The sequence below is a fragment of the Jatrophihabitans sp. genome (genome assembly GCA_036389035.1).
Lineage (GTDB): Bacteria > Actinomycetota > Actinomycetes > Mycobacteriales > Jatrophihabitantaceae > Jatrophihabitans_A.
Genome location: DASVQQ010000032.1, coordinates 22,625 through 39,203 on the forward strand (window position 1 = coordinate 22,625; position 16,579 = coordinate 39,203).

15 protein-coding genes are annotated in these 16,579 nt (G+C 69.8%); 7 read left to right on the forward strand and 8 right to left on the reverse strand.

The genetic code is table 11. The annotated features are described in order from the left end of the window. Positions 1 to 37 precede the first annotated feature (37 nt). The gene (locus VF557_16850; GenBank protein HEX8081883.1) at positions 38 to 1,021 is read right to left on the reverse strand and encodes a 4-hydroxy-3-methylbut-2-enyl diphosphate reductase; all 984 of its coding nucleotides are present in this window, start codon (positions 1,019 to 1,021) and stop codon (positions 38 to 40) included. Between the two features lie 117 nt (positions 1,022 to 1,138). Between VF557_16850 and VF557_16855 the strand changes: the two genes are divergently transcribed. From VF557_16855 to VF557_16865, 3 genes are read left to right on the forward strand one after another with little or no spacing between them, the layout of a single operon-like run. Then, positions 1,139 to 2,008, forward strand: coding sequence for a hypothetical protein (locus VF557_16855; protein ID HEX8081884.1), 870 nt, complete (start codon positions 1,139 to 1,141; stop codon positions 2,006 to 2,008). Next, complete coding sequence (gene xseA / locus VF557_16860; protein HEX8081885.1) at positions 2,005 to 3,222, forward strand: exodeoxyribonuclease VII large subunit; 1,218 nt, start codon at positions 2,005 to 2,007, stop codon at positions 3,220 to 3,222. The genes VF557_16855 and xseA overlap by 4 nt, the downstream gene beginning before the upstream one ends. 11 nt (positions 3,223 to 3,233) lie before the next feature. Further along, positions 3,234 to 3,449 (forward strand): exodeoxyribonuclease VII small subunit, encoded by a 216-nt coding sequence (locus VF557_16865; protein HEX8081886.1) that lies wholly within the window; start codon positions 3,234 to 3,236, stop codon positions 3,447 to 3,449. 20 nt (positions 3,450 to 3,469) lie between these two features. On the opposite strand, the gene VF557_16870 is transcribed toward VF557_16865, so the two are convergent. Then, positions 3,470 to 5,377: a KedN5 family methylcobalamin-dependent radical SAM C-methyltransferase gene (locus VF557_16870; protein HEX8081887.1), complete on the reverse strand. Its 1,908-nt coding sequence runs from the start codon at positions 5,375 to 5,377 to the stop codon at positions 3,470 to 3,472. Positions 5,378 to 5,620: 243 nt separating this feature from the next. Beyond that, positions 5,621 to 6,160, reverse strand: a complete 540-nt coding sequence (locus VF557_16875; protein HEX8081888.1) for a DUF4245 domain-containing protein — start codon at positions 6,158 to 6,160, stop codon at positions 5,621 to 5,623. Between the two features lie 200 nt (positions 6,161 to 6,360). Between VF557_16875 and glpX the strand changes: the two genes are divergently transcribed. The 4 genes from glpX to VF557_16895 all read left to right on the forward strand — a co-directional run bounded on the left by glpX (position 6,361) and on the right by VF557_16895 (position 10,263). Continuing rightward, a complete protein-coding gene (glpX, locus tag VF557_16880; GenBank protein ID HEX8081889.1) occupies positions 6,361 to 7,437 on the forward strand; it encodes a class II fructose-bisphosphatase in 1,077 nt (358 codons plus the stop codon). A 45-nt stretch (positions 7,438 to 7,482) separates the two neighbouring features. After that, a complete protein-coding gene (locus tag VF557_16885) occupies positions 7,483 to 8,049 on the forward strand; it encodes a YbjQ family protein (GenBank protein ID HEX8081890.1) in 567 nt (188 codons plus the stop codon). A gap of 119 nt (positions 8,050 to 8,168) precedes the next feature. Beyond that, a complete protein-coding gene (locus tag VF557_16890) occupies positions 8,169 to 9,647 on the forward strand; it encodes a class II fumarate hydratase (GenBank protein ID HEX8081891.1) in 1,479 nt (492 codons plus the stop codon). A 25-nt stretch (positions 9,648 to 9,672) separates the two neighbouring features. Further along, the gene (locus VF557_16895) at positions 9,673 to 10,263 is read left to right on the forward strand and encodes a pyridoxamine 5'-phosphate oxidase family protein (protein HEX8081892.1); all 591 of its coding nucleotides are present in this window, start codon (positions 9,673 to 9,675) and stop codon (positions 10,261 to 10,263) included. Here VF557_16895 and VF557_16900 read toward each other — a convergent pair. From VF557_16900 to VF557_16920, 5 genes are all read right to left on the reverse strand, one after another. After that, positions 10,260 to 11,621: a PhoH family protein gene (locus VF557_16900; GenBank protein HEX8081893.1), complete on the reverse strand. Its 1,362-nt coding sequence runs from the start codon at positions 11,619 to 11,621 to the stop codon at positions 10,260 to 10,262. The genes VF557_16895 and VF557_16900 overlap by 4 nt on opposite strands. 254 nt (positions 11,622 to 11,875) lie before the next feature. Continuing rightward, positions 11,876 to 12,649, reverse strand: a complete 774-nt coding sequence (locus tag VF557_16905) for an isoprenyl transferase (protein HEX8081894.1) — start codon at positions 12,647 to 12,649, stop codon at positions 11,876 to 11,878. Between the two features lie 561 nt (positions 12,650 to 13,210). Next, complete coding sequence (locus VF557_16910; GenBank protein ID HEX8081895.1) at positions 13,211 to 13,447, reverse strand: hypothetical protein; 237 nt, start codon at positions 13,445 to 13,447, stop codon at positions 13,211 to 13,213. A gap of 68 nt (positions 13,448 to 13,515) precedes the next feature. Continuing rightward, positions 13,516 to 15,510 (reverse strand): thioredoxin domain-containing protein, encoded by a 1,995-nt coding sequence (locus VF557_16915; protein HEX8081896.1) that lies wholly within the window; start codon positions 15,508 to 15,510, stop codon positions 13,516 to 13,518. A gap of 90 nt (positions 15,511 to 15,600) precedes the next feature. Beyond that, positions 15,601 to 16,515 (reverse strand): aldose 1-epimerase family protein, encoded by a 915-nt coding sequence (locus VF557_16920; GenBank protein ID HEX8081897.1) that lies wholly within the window; start codon positions 16,513 to 16,515, stop codon positions 15,601 to 15,603. Between the last annotated feature and the right edge of the window lie 64 nt (positions 16,516 to 16,579).

Here is a 16,579-nt window from a genome sequence, read left to right on the forward strand (position 1 = left end):
CCAGCCCGGCTGCCCAGCCAAGCGGCTACCGGGCGGGCTACTTCTTGGCCGCCAGCTTCAGGTCCCGGCGCAACTCCTGGGGCAGCGCGAACACCAGCCGTTCCTCGGTGTGGGCTACCTCTTCCAGGTCGCTCCAGCCCCGGGCTGCCAGCCACTCGGCCACCTCGCGCACCAGCACCTCAGGCACCGACGCCCCCGATGACAAGCCCACGGTGCTCACATCGGTCAGCCACTCGGGCTGGATATCGTCCGCGCTGTCGACCAGGTAAGCCTGCCGGGCGCCCGCGGCCAGGGCGACCTCCACCATCCGCACCGAGTTGGACGAGTTGGCCGAGCCGACCACCAGGAACAGCTCCACCCGTGGCGCGATCACCTTCACCGCGGCCTGCCGGTTCTGGGTGGCGTAGCAGATGTCATCGCTGGGCGGTGACTGCAGCAGCGGGAACTTCTGCTGTAGGGCCGCTACCGTCTCCATCGTCTCGTCGACCGACAGCGTGGTCTGGGAGAGCCAGACCACCCGCTCCGGATCGCGCACCTCGACGTTGGCCACGTCTGCCGCGCCGTCGACCAGGGTGATGTGCTCGGGCGCCTCGCCAGTGGTGCCGACCACCTCTTCATGTCCCTCGTGCCCGATCAGCACGATGTCGTAGTCATCGGCGGCGAACCGGCGGGCCTCGTGATGGACCTTGGTGACCAGCGGGCAGGTGGCGTCGATGGCGCGCAGGTTCCGGCTGGCCGCCTCGGCATGCACCTCCGGAGCCACCCCGTGCGCGGAGAACACCACGATCGAGCCCTCGGGAACCTCGTCGGTCTCCTCGACGAAGACCGCCCCGCGTGCCTCCAGCGAGCGCACCACGTGCAGGTTGTGCACGATCTGCTTGCGGACGTAGACCGGCGCGCCGTAGTGGCCCAGGGCCTGCTCCACCGTCTGGACGGCCCGGTCGACCCCCGCGCAGTACCCGCGCGGTTTGGCCAGCAGGACCCGCTTGGCGGGCACGGACTCGGTCATAGCCTCAGACATGAGGTCAATCCTACGGACCGGCCCGCGCCGCCATGCGCGGTTCGCCGCAGCCGGGTCCGAGATCGCCGGTAGGTGGTGCACTCGCGTACCGCCGCGCGTTGGTGGCAGGCTGGGGGTATGCCGAATATCCCGACTCCGATCAGAGCCGCCCTCGGCCTCGCCGCCACCGCCGTGGACGAGGCCCGCAAACTCCCCGAGACTTTGCCGCAGGCTGTCACCACGGTTCCGTTGATGGCGGTCTCGACCGCCATGCAGGCATCGATGAAGGTGCAGCAGCACCTGGCCACGCTGGCCGCTCGCGGTGACGAGGTTCTCAGCCAGCTCCGGGGCAGCTCTGCCGAACCGCCCAGTTGGGCCACCTTCGACGAGGACCCACCGGCAGCCGGCACCGGCAGCATCGCCGCTGACCCGCAGTCGGCAAAGGCCGCCTTCGACCTGATCGACTACGACACCGGCTTCGCGGAAGGTCTGGACGACGACGGGGGCAAGGGCCGTTGGGACGCCGTCGGGGTAGGAGGCACCGAAGCGCAGCCCGACCCGATCGGCGATGCCGGCCTGAGCGATGCCGGCCTGAGCGTCGGTGACCTGAACGCCGGTGACGGCTTCGACGTCACGGCGACGCCGCCGAGTGCCGCCGGGCCCACCCCGCCGGCCCCCGATCTGGCCGACGCGGTCTCAGCGCCCGATCCGGCGCCGGCCAAGGCAGCCAGGACCGGCGCCGGCAAAGCGGGCCCCACCAAGGCCGCCAAGAAGGCCCCCGGCAAGACCAGCCCGGCCAAGACCAGCCCGGCCAATGCAGGTCCGGCCAAGGCGAACGCGGCCAAGGCAGGTCCGGCCAAGGCAGCCAAGCGCGCGGCGCGCAAGGAGCCTGACCACGAGCCGCTGGAGGTGGCGGCCCGCAAGGCCAAGCCATCCCCGACACCCAATCCGGCGACGATGGCAGCTGAGATCCTGCAGGCGCACGAAGCCGCTGCCGACGACGAGTGAGCAAGCTGGAGTCCAGCCCGGAAGCGCCGCTGCCGTTACGGCGGATCAGCCAGGCCATCTCGGACTGGATCGGCCGCCTCGGCGAGGTGTGGGTCGAGGGCCAGGTCGCCCAGTTCGTCCGCCGGCCCGGGGTGTCGACCTACTTCCTGACGCTGCGCGACGTCGATGCCAACATCTCCATCCAGGTGACCTGTCACCGCTCGGTGCTGGTCGAGCCGCTGGCCGAAGGCAGCCGGGTGGTGCTGCGGGCCCGGCCGGACTTCTACGCCGAGCGAGGCACCCTGAGCCTGCGGGCGACCGAGATCCGGCAGGTCGGCCTCGGTGAGCTGCTGGCCCGTATCGAGCGGCTGAAGCAACTGCTGGCCGCCGAAGGGCTGTTCGAGGCGAACCGCAAGCTGCGGCTGCCGTTCCTGCCCCGGACGATCGGGCTGATCACCGGACGGGCCAGCGCGGCCGAACGCGACGTCGTCGAGAACACGCTGCGGCGGCTGCCGGGCGCGGTGTTCGCCATCGAGAACACCGCCACCCAGGGCAGCACCGCGGTCACCGAGATCATCGCGGCGCTGCGCCGCCTGGACGCCCGCCCCGACGTGGACGTGATCGTGATCGCCCGGGGCGGCGGCAGCGTCGAGGACCTGCTGCCGTTCTCCAACGAAGGCCTGCTGCGGGCGGTGTCGCAGCTGCGCACGCCGGTGGTCAGCGCCATCGGGCACGAGACCGACCAGCCGTTGCTGGACCTGGTCGCCGATCTGGCGGTGTCCACGCCGACCGACGCCGCCAAGCGGATCGTGCCCGACCTGCTGGCCGAGCTGAGCCAGATCGCCGACGCCCGGGCCCGGTTGCGGGCCAGCGTGCACCGCCGGCTCGACACCGAGGCCCAGCTGATGGCCGGCTTGCCGCAGCGGTTGCGGCAGGGTCTGGGCAGGCTGATCTCGGCCGGCTCCGAGGAGTGCGAGCGTGCCGTGCACCGCAACCGCAACACCCTCGCCGGCCTGCTGCAGTTGGCCGAGGCCGACACCGCGCAGCTGCTGGCCCGGGTGGTGAGCCTGTCGCCACAGGCGGTGCTGAACCGGGGCTATGCCGTGCTGTGGAACTCCGACGGCGAGCTGGTGCGCGCCGCCAACCAGACCTCGCCTGATGAGCTGTTGCAGGTTCGGGTGGCCGACGGTGAGTTCTCGGTGCTGGTAACCGGCAGCGTCGCCGACGGCGGCTAACCTTGCCTGCGATGAGCGAGAACCCGGAACCAGAGATCAGCTACGAGGTGGCCCGCGCGGAGCTGCGCGACATCGTGCAGGCGCTGGAGAGCGGCGGGCAGCCGCTGGAGGAGTCGCTGTCGCTATGGCAGCGCGGCGAGGAGCTGGCCGGCATCTGCCAGCGCTGGCTCGACGGCGCCCGGGCCCGGCTGGACGCGGCCATCGCCGCCGGCGACGAGCGGGGCTGACCCGAGCTCACCGCCGCAAATCAACCAGCGGTGATCACGACCGCTTCCAGCTGGTCCGAGCGCTCGATGCGTCCCATGTACTGCAAGGACACCTCGTGGCTGTCGATGTGCGCCTCCAGGCCCAGCAGCCAGGAGAACTCGAACATCGTCGGCGACGGGCGCGGCGGCTCCACCGGTGGCTCGGCTCGCAGTGCCGCCACCAGCGCGGGCACGTCGAGGTCGAAGGGCTCGATCCTGCGGTAGACCGGCGTCCCGTTCTGATCGTGGACATCACCGAGATCGACCTGGGACTCGATCAGCGGCAGGGTCATCATGTCGAACCGGAACACCTCATCGACCAGCTCGCGGTGCTCGTGCCGCACCAGCGGGCGAATCTCCTCGGCCCACCACTGCAGCAGCAGCTCCCGCAGCCGCGGGTCCAGGAACAACGCGTGGATGGCGATGCTGACAGCGGACGGTTCGAGGATGGTGGTCGGGGACTTCAGCGGGGTCGCCGCCGGATCGGGGCACTTGTCGAACCAGCGGGCCAGTGAGAACAGGACCTGGGACTGGGTGAGCCCGGCGTAGTTCAGCAGCGGGCGCCAGATGTGCCTGAAGTACGAGTTCTCCGCGCACGCCCGTGCCCACAGCAGGAAGCCCTGCATGGCGATGTTCTCTTCGAAGGTCATCGTGTTCGAGGCGAGCACGTACTCGAAGTCGTCGGACTGCCCGCGGGTGGTGACCAGCCCCAGCTCCTGCCGCTTGTCCGAGTACTCGGTGTTGGGCAGCACCATGAGCGGGTAGGCCGCGATCCGGGGCACGTGCAGCGACAGCTCGTCATAGCCGTGCAGAAAGGATTCCGTCGTCTCGCCCGGGGAGCCCCAGAGAATCTCGGCGTAGGAGTCGAGCCCCTCGGCCTCCAGCCAGTGCGCGAGCGCCTTCCAGTCGTTCAACTTCATGTTTCGGCGGTTCATGCCCTTGAGCGCCGCGTCGTCCAGGGTCTGCAGGGCGATCGTGAAGGATGTGTGCAGCCCCGCGGCCTTCATCTTCTGAACGATGCGATAGAACGTGTCGGACTTGTTCTTCGTCCAGGACGTCTCGATCGATCGCGGGTACCCGGTGCGCTCGCGCAGCTTGATGACGTCTTCGAGAAATTGCTCGTCAGCGGCCTGCATTCCGAAGTTCGAATCGCACAGGATGACGCTGCCCACCTTGTAATGCGCGAAAATCTCCATTTCGGCCATCAACCGCTCGCGCGGGAAGTTTCGAAATTTCTGCCCTATGGCGCCACCCCAGTAGCAGAAAGAGCAGTGATAGGGGCAGCCGCGATTCGTTTCTATGATCGCCACGTCGTAACGAAAGTCCCCGGCCTCATCGGTCATCGGAATAGCGCCGGTGAGAAAGGGTGAGACAATCGTCGACAGGTCGAGGACCCCCGGCCGGCTCTTTGTAGTCACCGCGGTGCCGTCGTCCTGCCGGAAGGAGATCCCCGCGATAGCGTGGCCCCCAGGGTCAGGAAATTCTCCGGCGAGCCAGGCGTGCAGCAGCTCGGGCAGCACCAGCTCGCCCTCGCCGTTGACTATGACATCGACCTCGGGACCCAGCCGGAAGACCCGATCTGCCTGGTTGGCGACGTGGGTTCCGCCGAGCACGACCAGGCCGGCGGGATTGAGCTGCTTGAACGTCTCGGAGAGCACGAGTGCTTCACGGAAGTTCCAACCGAACACCGAAATAGCGAGGACATCTGGAACGCCGTTGCCGAATACAGCGGCAATAGCGGTGCCAATCGAGGTCATTCCCCGAAAATTGACAATGGTGGTCTCACACGCTTCTTTCAACACCTCGTCAGCGTCAATGGCTGCCTTCATATAACCGACCGCCAAGGGCATTGATTCAAGAGGCATCGCCCACACGCCCTGTTGAACCAGTGCAACACGCTTACGGGGCATGGGTGGGCTCCTGCTTCTATACAGATCCGGGGGTATTTGAGCTGGGGTGATTGCGGTCACAGCGAGGGTTCTCAGGCCACCCTACCTGCTGATATGCGCTGCCGGAATGGTTAATTCTCGATGACCCGGCCTTCGCAGTCATAGGGTCCCGGCCACCGACATCGACGCGTCGACGGGTGGTGCGAAACGGCGTTGTCGACCGCACCGTCGAAGTGCTCTCGCGCTCGGACGCGGAAGGCTTTCTCAGCCCACCGAGGTCGCCAGCTCGGCCAGTTCCGGCTGCTCGGCGCTGCCCGTGACGATCACCGTCACCTTGCCGAAGGTGTGCCGCAGCAGCCGCCGTCCGGCGGTGGTCTGGTACTGCTGCCAGCTGACCCCGTCGATCGAGGTGGCGCCGTCGGGGACCAGCGGACCGTACTGCGCGGCCACCGCATCGGGGGCGTCGGCGCTCTGGAGCAGCTCGGCATACCGGCCGGCGGGGCTGACGTAGCCGATCCGGAAGCTCGCCGACCCAGCCGGATCGCCCGGAACCAGTTCCGTCGAGGTCGGCCGCCAGCGCTCGCCCAGCCCGCTCGGCACCAGCACCGTGAAACCGGCCTGCTGCCTGGCCGCGGCGATCGCCGGACCGGGGTCGATGACCCGTACCCCGTCGGTGTCCTGGTTGTGCGGCCAGCTGAACACCACCAGCAGAGCGGCGATCGCCAGCAGCGGGATCAGCGCTCGCCACAGGTTGCCCGGCGTGCGCAGTCGTTGCCGGTCGGCCGGGTTCAGCGGGCGGGTCACCCCTCCATGGTCACCGGTGCGCGGATCAGTGCGGTAACCGGGTGGCCCATCACCCCGGCCGGGCAGGGTGAGCCCGTTGCGCCAGGCAGCGGCCGGACCGCGCCGAACCCGCCGCCTCGGGTGAGCCGGCATCGAGGGCGAGGCTAAGGTCTGCTCATTGAGCCCACCGCTGCCGCGGCCGTCGAGAAAGGCCAGTGAGCATGACTGACCCCGCACCGTCCGAGCTCGCACCGCCGGAGGTCAGGCCCGACTCGGCCGGACTGGTACCCCCGGAACTGGCCGTCAGCCGCCAGGCGCCGGACCGCAACCTCGCGCTGGAGCTGGTGCGGGTCACCGAGGCCGCCGCGATGGCCGCGGCCCGCTGGGTCGGCCGCGGCGACAAGAACGGCGGGGACGGCGCGGCCGTCGACGCGATGCGCACCTTGATCGGCACCGTCTCGATGGACGGCGTGGTCGTCATCGGCGAGGGCGAGAAGGACCATGCCCCGATGCTCTACAACGGTGAGCGGGTAGGCGATGGCACCGGTCCGGAGTGCGACGTGGCGGTCGACCCGATCGACGGAACCACCCTGATGGCCAAGGGGATGCCCAACGCCATCGCGGTGATCGCGGTCGCCGAGCGCGGCTCGATGTTCGACCCGTCCGCGGTGTTCTACATGGAGAAGATCGCCACCGGGCCCGAAGCCGCTGACGTCATCGACATCACCGCGCCGGTGAAGGAGAACATCGCGCGGGTCGCCAAGGCCAAGGGCGGCAAGCCCGAGGACGTCACGGTGGTGATCCTGGACCGACCCCGGCATGCCGAGCTGGTGGCGGCCGTCCGGGCCGCCGGCGCGAGGATCAAGTTCATCACCGACGGCGACGTGGCCGGCGCCATCATGGCTGCCCGGGCCGGTACCGGCGTGGACCTGCTGCTGGGCATCGGCGGCACCCCCGAGGGCATCATCGCGGCCGCCGCGATCAGCTGCATGGGCGGCTCGATCCAGGGCCGGCTCTGGCCGCAGAGCCCGGAGGAGCGCGAGAAGGCCCAGGACGCCGGGCACGACCTGTCCCGGGTGCTCACGACCAGGGACCTGGTCGCCGGCGAGGACGTCTTCTTCTGCGCCACCGGCATCACCGACGGCGAGCTGGTGCCCGGGGTGCGTTATGACCACGGCGCGGTGGCCACCTCCTCGATCGTGATGCGCTCCAAGTCAGGCACGATCCGGGTGGTGGACTCGCTGCACCAGCTGTCCAAACTGCGCGCGTACGCCTCGGTCGACTTCGACCGTAACTAGGCTGGCACCGACGTTGCTCGCCCCAGCTCACCGAGAGAAGGCATCATGCTCTGCGTCACCATGAACGAGATTCCGGGCTGGGAGATCCAGCGAGTCTGCGGCGAGGTGTTCGGGGTGACCGTGCGCTCGCGCAACGCGTTCTCCCAGATGGGCGCCGGCTTCAAATCCCTGGTGGGGGGTGAGTTGCAGGGCATGACCCGCAACGTGCTGCAGAGCCGCAACGAGGCGATGACCCGGCTCTTCGCCGAAGCGCAGGCCCGCGGCGGCAACGCCCTGGTCGCGATGCGCTTCGACACCACCGAGCTGGGCAACAACTGGAGCGAGATCTGCGCCTACGCGACCGCCGTGGTGGCGGTGCCGGTGACCGAGGCCGCCAAGCAGACCGCCCTGCAGCTCGGCTACGGGCAGCCCGGCGCCAACTCGGGCCAGCCGGGCCAGCCGGGCCAGCCGGGCCAGGGACATCCTGGTCACCAGCAACCGGCCGATCAGCAGCAGGGCTGGCAGCAGCCACCGCAGCAGCAACAGCCCGGCTGGGAGCAGCCCGGCGGCCAGCAGAGCTGGGAGAAGCCCGGCGGCCAGCAGAGCTGGGGCCAGCCCCCGGCCGGCCAGTGACCGCCGAAGAGGGTTAGTCCGGCCACAGCTGCGAGCTTGCTGTCGGCCGGGCTGGCTAGGCTCTGCGCAAGGAGCCGTCACCGCAGTGACGCCACACCGCAGGGGAGCCATCGCCGACGATGTCCGAGCAGTCCAGCCCGCAATCGAGCCCGCGGCCCGCGGCCGCCGCCACGACGCACGAGTCGCCGGATTCCCAGGATTCCTACCGGATCGAGAAGGATTCGATGGGCGAGGTCCGGGTTCCGGCGCAGGCCAGATGGCGTGCCCAGACCCAGCGGGCGGTGCAGAACTTCCCGATCTCAGGACAGCCGATCGAGCGTGAGCTGATCGCGGGGCTGGCCTTGATCAAGGGCGCTGGCGCCCGGGTGCGCGCCACCAGGGGCCTGCTCGACCCGGCCAAGGCCGAGGCCATCGCCGCGGCCGCCGCCGAGGTGGCCCGGGGCGACTGGGACGCCGAGTTCCCCATCGACGTGTTCCAGACCGGCTCCGGCACCTCCTCGAATATGAACGCCAACGAGGTGCTGGCCTCGCTGGCCTCTGAGAGGTTGAGCGGAGCCGGTCCGGTTTCGGTGCACCCCAACGACGACGTCAACGACCCGCTGTCCTCCAACGACCAGTTCCCGTCCGCGATCCACGTCGCCGCGACCAAGGGCGTGGTCAGCGACCTGATCCCGGCGCTGGAGCACCTGGCCGGCGCGCTTGAAGCCAAGGCGGCCGAGTTCGCCACCGTGGTGAAGTCCGGCCGGACCCATCTGATGGACGCCACCCCGGTCACGCTGGGGCAGGAGTTCGCCGGTTACGCCGCCCAGGTCCGCTACGGCATCGAGCGTGCGCAGGCGTGCCTGCCGCGGGTCGCCGAGCTGCCGCTGGGCGGCACCGCGGTGGGCACCGGCATCAACGCCCCGGCCGGTTTCGCCGCCGACGTCATCGCCCTGATCGCCACCGAGACCGGGCTGCCGCTGACCGAGGCTCGCGACCACTTCGAGGCCCAGGGCGCCCGGGACGGGCTGGTGGAGCTGTCCGGGGCGCTGCGCACCATCGCGGTCAGCCTGAACAAGGTGAGCAACGACATCCGGTGGATGGGATCGGGCCCCCGGACCGGGCTGACCGAGCTGTTCCTGCCCGACCTGCAGCCCGGCTCGTCGATCATGCCCGGCAAGGTCAACCCAGTGCTGTGCGAGGCGGTCTGCCAGGTCGTGGCCCAGGTGATCGGCAACGACGCCGCGGTTGCCTTCGCGGGCGCGTCGGGCAACTTCGAGCTGAACGTGATGCTGCCGGTGATGGCCCGCAACGTGCTCGAGTCGATCAGGCTGATCGCCAATGTCAGCGTGGTCTTCGCCGACAAGTGCGTGGCCGGCATCGAGGCCAACGTCGAGCGCTGCCGCGAGTACGCCGAGTCCTCCCCCTCCATCGTCACGCCGCTGAACCACTACGTCGGCTACGACGAGGCCGCCAAGATCGCCAAGCAGTCCCTGGCCGAGCGAAAGACCATTCGCCAGGTCGTGATCGAGCGGGGTCACGTCCAGTCCGGGGCGATCACCGAGGCCAAGCTCGACGAGGTGCTCGACGTGCTGTCGATGACCCGCCCTGCCGGGTAGGGCGTAACGATCAGGCAGGAGCCGTATGCACGTCTACGACGGTATCGACAGCACGCTGGCGCAGTGGTTGACGAGCCAGCCGGTCTTCTTCGTGGGCACGGCGCCGCTGGCCTGCGACGGTCACGTCAATGTCTCTCCCAAGGGGATGGCCGGCACCTTCGTGGTCTTCGGCCAGTACCGGGTGGGCTATCTCGACTACTACGGCTCGGGCTCGGAGACCATCGCCCACCTGCGTGAGAACGGCCGGATCACGCTGATGTTCGCCGCCTTCGACGGCCGGCCCAACATCGTCCGGCTCTACGGCACCGGCCGGATCGTGCTCACCCAGGACCCGGAGTTCGAGTCGTTGCGAGCCGCCTTTCCCAAGCAGCGCGTCACCGCCCAGCGCGCCATCGTGATGGTGGAGCTGGACCGGGTCAGTGACTCCTGCGGGTACGCGGTGCCCCTGATGGACTTCGTCGCCGACCGGACGGTGCTTGACCTGCGCCAGGAGAAGCGGGGCCCGGAGCCCTACCGGCTCTACCCCGAGACCAAGAACGCCCAGTCGATCGACGGCCTGCCCGCGCTGGGCGACCTCGTCGAGCGGGCCCGCGAGCCGCAGCCACCGCCGGACTAGAGGCTGACGTCCTCGAGCAGTTCGGTGACCAGGGCGGCGATCGGCGAGCGCTCGGACCGGGTCAGCGTGACGTGGGCGAACAGCGGGTGCCCGCGCAACGCCTCGATCACCGCCGCGACCCCGTCGTGCCGGCCGACCCGCAGGTTGTCCCGCTGCGCGACGTCGTGGGTGAGCACCACCCGCGAGCCCTGCCCGATCCGCGACAGCACCGTCAGCAGCACGTTGCGCTCCAGCGACTGCGCCTCGTCGACGATCACGAACGAGTCGTGCAGGGACCGGCCGCGGATGTGGGTCAGCGGCAGCACCTCGATCATGCCGCGGTCCAGCACCTCCTCCAGGACGTCCTTGCTGACCAGCGCGCCCAGGGTGTCGAACACCGCCTGCGCCCACGGCGCCATCTTCTCGTTCTCGCTGCCGGGTAGGTAGCCCAGCTCCTGGCCGCCGACGGCGTACAGCGGCCGGAACACCACCACCTTCTTGTGCGCCCGCCGCTCCATCACCGCGTCCAGTCCGGCGCACAGCGCCAGCGCCGACTTTCCGGTGCCGGCCCGCCCACCCAGGGAGACGATGCCGATCTCGGGGTCGAGCAGCAGGTCCAGCGCGATCCGCTGCTCGGCCGAGCGGCCCCGCAGGCCGAACGCCTCACGGTCACCGCGCACCAGCTTCAGCTGCTTGTCAGCGGTGACCCGGGCCAGCGCCGAGCCACGCGCCGAGTGCAACACCAGGCCGGTGTGGCAGGGCAGCTCGGCGATCCGCAACAGCTCATCGGCCTCCACCGCCCCCACCCGGTCGGCGGCGTAGAGCGAGTCGATGACGGTGGTGGAGACCTCGAGCTCGGCCATTCCGGTCCAGCCCGAGTCGACGCCCGGGTGCACCCGGTACTCATCCGAGGGCAGTCCCACAGCGGCGGCCTTGACCCGCAGCGGCATGTCCTTGGTGACCAGCACGACGTCGCGACCCTCGGAGGCCAGGTTCAGCGCGACGGCCAGGATTCGGGAGTCGTTGCTCTCCACCCGGAACCCGGCGGGCAGCAGGGCCAGGTCGGAGTGGTTCAGTTCGACGTGCAGGGTGCCGCCGTCCTCACCGACGGGCACCGGAGCGTCCAGCCGGCCGTGCTTGATCCGCAGGTCGTCCAGCGCGCGCAGCGTTTCGCGGGCGAACCAGCCCAGCTCCGGGTGGTGGCGCTTGCCTTCCAGCTCGCCGATCACCACCAGCGGCAGGACGACCTCGTGCTCACCGAAGCGGGCCAGCGCTCCGGGGTCCGACAACAGCACCGAGGTGTCCAGGACGAAGGTCTTGACCGCTGGCACAGCCGGCGCATTCGGAACGGTGGCGGTGGTGGCGCGAGCGTGGGTCACATGGGGCTCCTGGGCGCTGCGGCGTCGTGGCGTACTCGACACCGTGGGCAGGCGTGGCACCAGCGCCTGCCGCTGACGAGGGTTCCGGTCATCCCCCATGGTACGGGGGTGATGCCGGCCCCCCGCTGGCATTTCACCACCGTCAAGGGACCTCCCGAGCGCCGGTCCGATGGGCCGAACGCCTGCCGCTGACGCTACGGTCGCCATTCGGCGCGGGCCTCACGCCACGCCGTAGCCGCCCGCCATCCGCGGCCTCAACTGCCGAAGCGCCGCTGCCGTTCGGAGAAGTCGCGCAGCGCACGTAGGAAGTCGGTCTTGCGGAAGTCGGGCCACAGCGCGTCGCAGAAGTAGAACTCCGAATGCGCCGACTGCCAGAGCAGGAATCCGGACAGCCGCTGCTCCCCCGAGGTCCTGATCACCAGGTCAGGGTCCGGCTGGCCCTTGGTGTAGAGGTGCTCGGCGATGTGCTCGACGTCGATGATCTCGGCGAGCTCCTCGATGGAGGTGCCGGCCTGCGCCTCGGAGTGCAGCAGCGAACGGACCGCGTCGGCGATCTCGCGGCGGCCGCCGTAGCCGACCGCCAGGTTGACCATCATGCCGGTCTTGCCGGCCGAGCGTTCGGCTGCCGTCTTGAGAGCCTCAGCGGTGCCGGCGGGCAGGATGTCCAGGGCGCCCACGACGCTGAGCTGCCAGGGCTGGTCGGCCGCTGCCAGCTCGTCGGCGACGTTGACGATGATGCGCAGCAACGGGCCGACCTCGGCCGGATCGCGGTGCAGGTTGTCGGTGGACAGCAGCCAGAGGGTGACGTGCCGGACGCCCGCCTCGGCGCACCAGGCCAGCAGGTTGTCGATGTGACTGGCGCCCACCACGTGGCCGGCGTTGTCCCCCAGGCCGGCGGCCCGAGCCCAGCGCCGGTTGCCGTCGAGCATCACCGCCACGTGCCGCGGAACCGGCCGTCCGGCCAGCGCTTTCAGCAAGCGTCGCTCATAAAGCGAATAGAGGCCGCTGCGGACATTCACGACTTGCACATTAGCCCTGTGAATGCGATGCGCGTCACCAACGCGCGGGGCGCCTCACGCGGACCTCGGCCCGGCTCGACAGGCTGTTTTCAGGGGCCTGGAGCCCTGTCGATCGGTCCGAAGTCGGCCACTTTCTGTAACCAAACAATGACTAGATTGCGTCTTGTGTGGTCTGGGTGAGATACCCATACTTAGCGCACGGGGAAAGCAGTACGCGGGGGGAACCGCGGGACCATCGGGGGATGCAGTACCAGCAAGGCAAGCAGTGCAGCAGGGGGACGTAGTACCGCACGGGGAACGTAGTACCGCACGGGGAACGCAGTACCGCACGGGGAACGCAGTACCGCACGGGGAAGCAGTACAGCAGGGGGAAGCACCACAGCAAGGAAAGCAGTACAGCAGGGGGAAGCACCACAGCAAGGAACGCAGTACAGCAGGGGGATGCAGTACAGCACGGGGCACGGGATGCTCCGCAGGCACCGGTACGGGACTGCCGGCGCCTGCGGAGCACCTTTGTGTCAGCACCCTTTGCGTGTCAGCACCTTGCGTGTCAGCACCTGCGGGTGAGACCTAGGGGTCGCCACCCTCATCACCGGCCACCCCGGCCGCTGAGTCCTCGGCCGAGTTCCCGGCGGCAGGCTCCCGGTCGAAGATCAACCAGTAGCCGGCGGCCACCAGGCACAGCACGCCGAGGATCAGATCGGTCGGCTCGTCGCTCGATCGGTACTGAAATCCGAAGGCCAGCGCGCCGAGCAGGGCGAAGCCGCCGACCAGCCATCGAAAGCCAGGCGGCTGGGTCCTCATCATCTGTTCAGATTAAGCGCTGGCGTGGACTGCTCAGCGAGCCTCGGCGGCTCAGCCCGAGCCTCAGCAGCTCAGCCCGGGCCGCCGGCAGCTGGGCCCAGCGCCGCCAGCAGTTCGGCCACCGTGCTCACCGGACGGTCGCAGACGAAGCCTCGGCACACATAGGCAGCCGGCTCGCCTGCCGCCAGCGGGCGGTTGGCCAGCAGCGGCAGGCCAGGCGCGTCGGGCTTGCCGAAGGCCAGCACCAGGCCGGGCGACGTGCTGTTGCGGGCGGCCGTCAGCAGGGCGTGGGCGACCGGCCCGGATCCCACGATCGCCACCTGCAACGGCCCGGCACAGGCCGCCTCGGCCACCGCCAGGCTCCAGCCGGCGAACCTCGGCTCCCGTACCGCCAGCTCGCCGGCGGCCGCCAGCGCGGCGTCGGCGGCCTCCCGATGCCGGGTCGAGCCGGTGAGGGCGGAGTAGCTGAGCAGTGCGCCGGCCAGTGCCGATTGGCCCGACGGCGCGGCGTTGTCCGAGGCGTCCCGGGGCCGGCTGAACAGCACCTCGGCGTCGTCGGCGGTGTCGTAGAACCCGCCCTCGCCGTCGGCGAAATGGGTCAGCGCCACTTCCAGCAGTTGCTCGGCCGCCTCCAGCCAGCGTGGCTCGGCGGTCGCCTGGTGTAGTGTCAGCAGCCCCTCGGCCAGGTCGCCGTAGTCCTCGGCCACCCCCATCGCGGCGCTGATCGAGCCGGCCCGCGATGAGCGGTGCAACCGGCCCCCCACCAGGTGGCGCAGCAGCAGGAACTCCGCGCACTCCTGGGCCGCGCGCAGGTAGGCAGGCTGTTCCAGCAACACCCCCGCCTCGGCCAGCGCGGCGATCGCCAGGCCGTTCCAGGCGGTGATCGCCTTGTCGTCGCGGGCGGGTTGCGGGCGCTGGTCGCGGGCGGCCAGCAACCGGGTCCGGACTCCGGACCACCACGCCCGGTCTCGTGGATCGGTCCGCAGCTGCAGTGTCGAGCTGCCCAGTTCGAAGGTGCCCTGCGCGGTGACGTCGAGCAGGCCGGCAGCGGCGGCGCCGTCGGCCTCGCCGAGCACCTCGGTCAGCTGCTCGGGCGTCCAGGCGTAGGTCAGGCCCTCGACCCCTTCGGTGTCGGCGTCCAGCGCGGAGGCGAAGGCGCCGTCGGGGGTGCGCAGGTCGCGCAGCAGGAACTGCGCGGTCTCGTGGGCGACCCGCTCGGCCAGCGGGGAGCGGGTGGCCCGCCACAGGTGCAGGTAGACCCGCAGCAGCTGGGCGTTGTCGTAGAGCATCTTCTCAAAGTGCGGCACGATCCACTCGGCGTCGACGGAGTAGCGGGCGAAGCCGCCGGCCAGCTGGTCATAGATGCCACCGCGCGCCATTGCCTCGCAGGTGCCCGTCACCTGTTCCAGGGCATGTCCGGTGCCGGTCCGGGCATGGTGGCGCAGCAGGAACTCCAGCACCATCGACGGCGGGAACTTCGGCGCCGAGCCGTAACCGCCGTTGACCTGGTCATAGTGCTCGCCCAGCCGGGACGCTGCCTGCTCCAGCTCGGACGGCCCCAGCGCCTGCGCGGCGCCGGTGGACAGCGCCGTCTGCAGCGCCTGCACGATCCGGCCGCTGGTGGCCAGCACCTCGTCCTGCCGTTCGGTCCAGGCCTGGGTCACCGCGTCCAGCAGCCGCAGGAAGCCCTCCTTGGGAAAGTAGGTTCCGCAGAAGAACGGCTCGCCGGACGGGGTCAGCAGGCAGGTCATCGGCCAGCCGCCGTGCCCGGTCATCGCGGCGGTGGCGGCCATGTAGATGGCATCGATGTCCGGCCGTTCCTCGCGGTCGACCTTGATCGCCACGAACCGGTCGTTGAGCACCGCCGCCACTTCGTCGTCGGAGAAGGACTCGTGCGCCATCACGTGGCACCAGTGGCAGGCGGCGTAACCGACGCTCAATAGCACCGGGACGTTGCGCCGGCGCGCCTCGGCGAAGGCCTCCTCGCACCAGGGCCACCAGTCGACCGGGTTGTCAGCATGTTGGGCCAGATAGGGGCTTGTGGCGTCAGCCAGTCGGTTGGTCACGTCGATCCTCCTTGGCGCGGTTCGCGCGCCGTTGGCTCCACGCTATGCCAGCCACCGGTCAGCCCCAACCACGCAGGCTGCCGGAGCCCCTCAGCCGAGCCGCGCCTGGACGCCCCAGCCGCCGGACCAGGCCACCCCCGGATCGAGCACGATCAGATCCGCGCCGGAGTTGAACGCGTCCGGGCCGCAGGTCATCGCCTCCACCGCGAGGCTGCGGCGAAGGCGATCCGAGCCCGGTTCGAAGTAATCGGAGGTGTAGACCTGCCACCAGGTGAAGTCCGCCTCGGCCCAGATCACCAGCGTGGACCCGTGACCGGACAGCACGGCCCTGCTGGTCGCCTCGAAGTCCGGGCTCACCGCTGTGAACGCGGTGTCCAGCCGCAGCCCGCGCAGCGACCGCGGCTCGGTGAAGTCGAACTCCGTCCCGCTCGTCCGGCGCAGTGCCACCGGCGCCAGGTTCGCATCGGTCTCCAGCCACTGCCCGGCCGGAAGGTGCAGCTCGAGGTCGTCCACCCGGGCATCCGGTAGCTGGAAGAACGGGTGGGTCGCCACCCCGAACGGGGCGGGCTCGGCGCCGGTGTTCAGCGCGCCCAGCTGGCACCGAAGGCCGTCCTCGGACAGCGACCAGGTCACGGTGACCCGCAGCTGGAAGGGGTACCCGGCGCTGGGCTCGCTCGGGACGCTGAGGGTGACCGCGTCGGACTCGGCGGCCTCCAGCTGCCAGAGCACGTCGCTGACCAGGCCGTGCAGGGCCGAGCCGGTGGCCGGCTCGGTGATCGGCAGCTGGTAGTGCCGGCCGCGCCAGGCCCATCGGCCGGACGGGATCCGGTTGGGCCACGGGGCCAGCACGGCGCCGTTGAAGGCCGGCGGCGTCTCATCGTCGGCGAACCCGTCCACGACGTCGACGCCGTTCACCGAGTAGCTCTGCAACGCCCCGCCCCGCTGGACCACCGAAGCCCGCTGGCCGCCGTGTTCGAGGTTCCATCGGTGACCGTTGACCGTCATGGCGCGGCAGTCCTCTCATCGTGTGTCGAGCGGTTTCGCTTCATCGTGTCGAGCGATCCGCTTC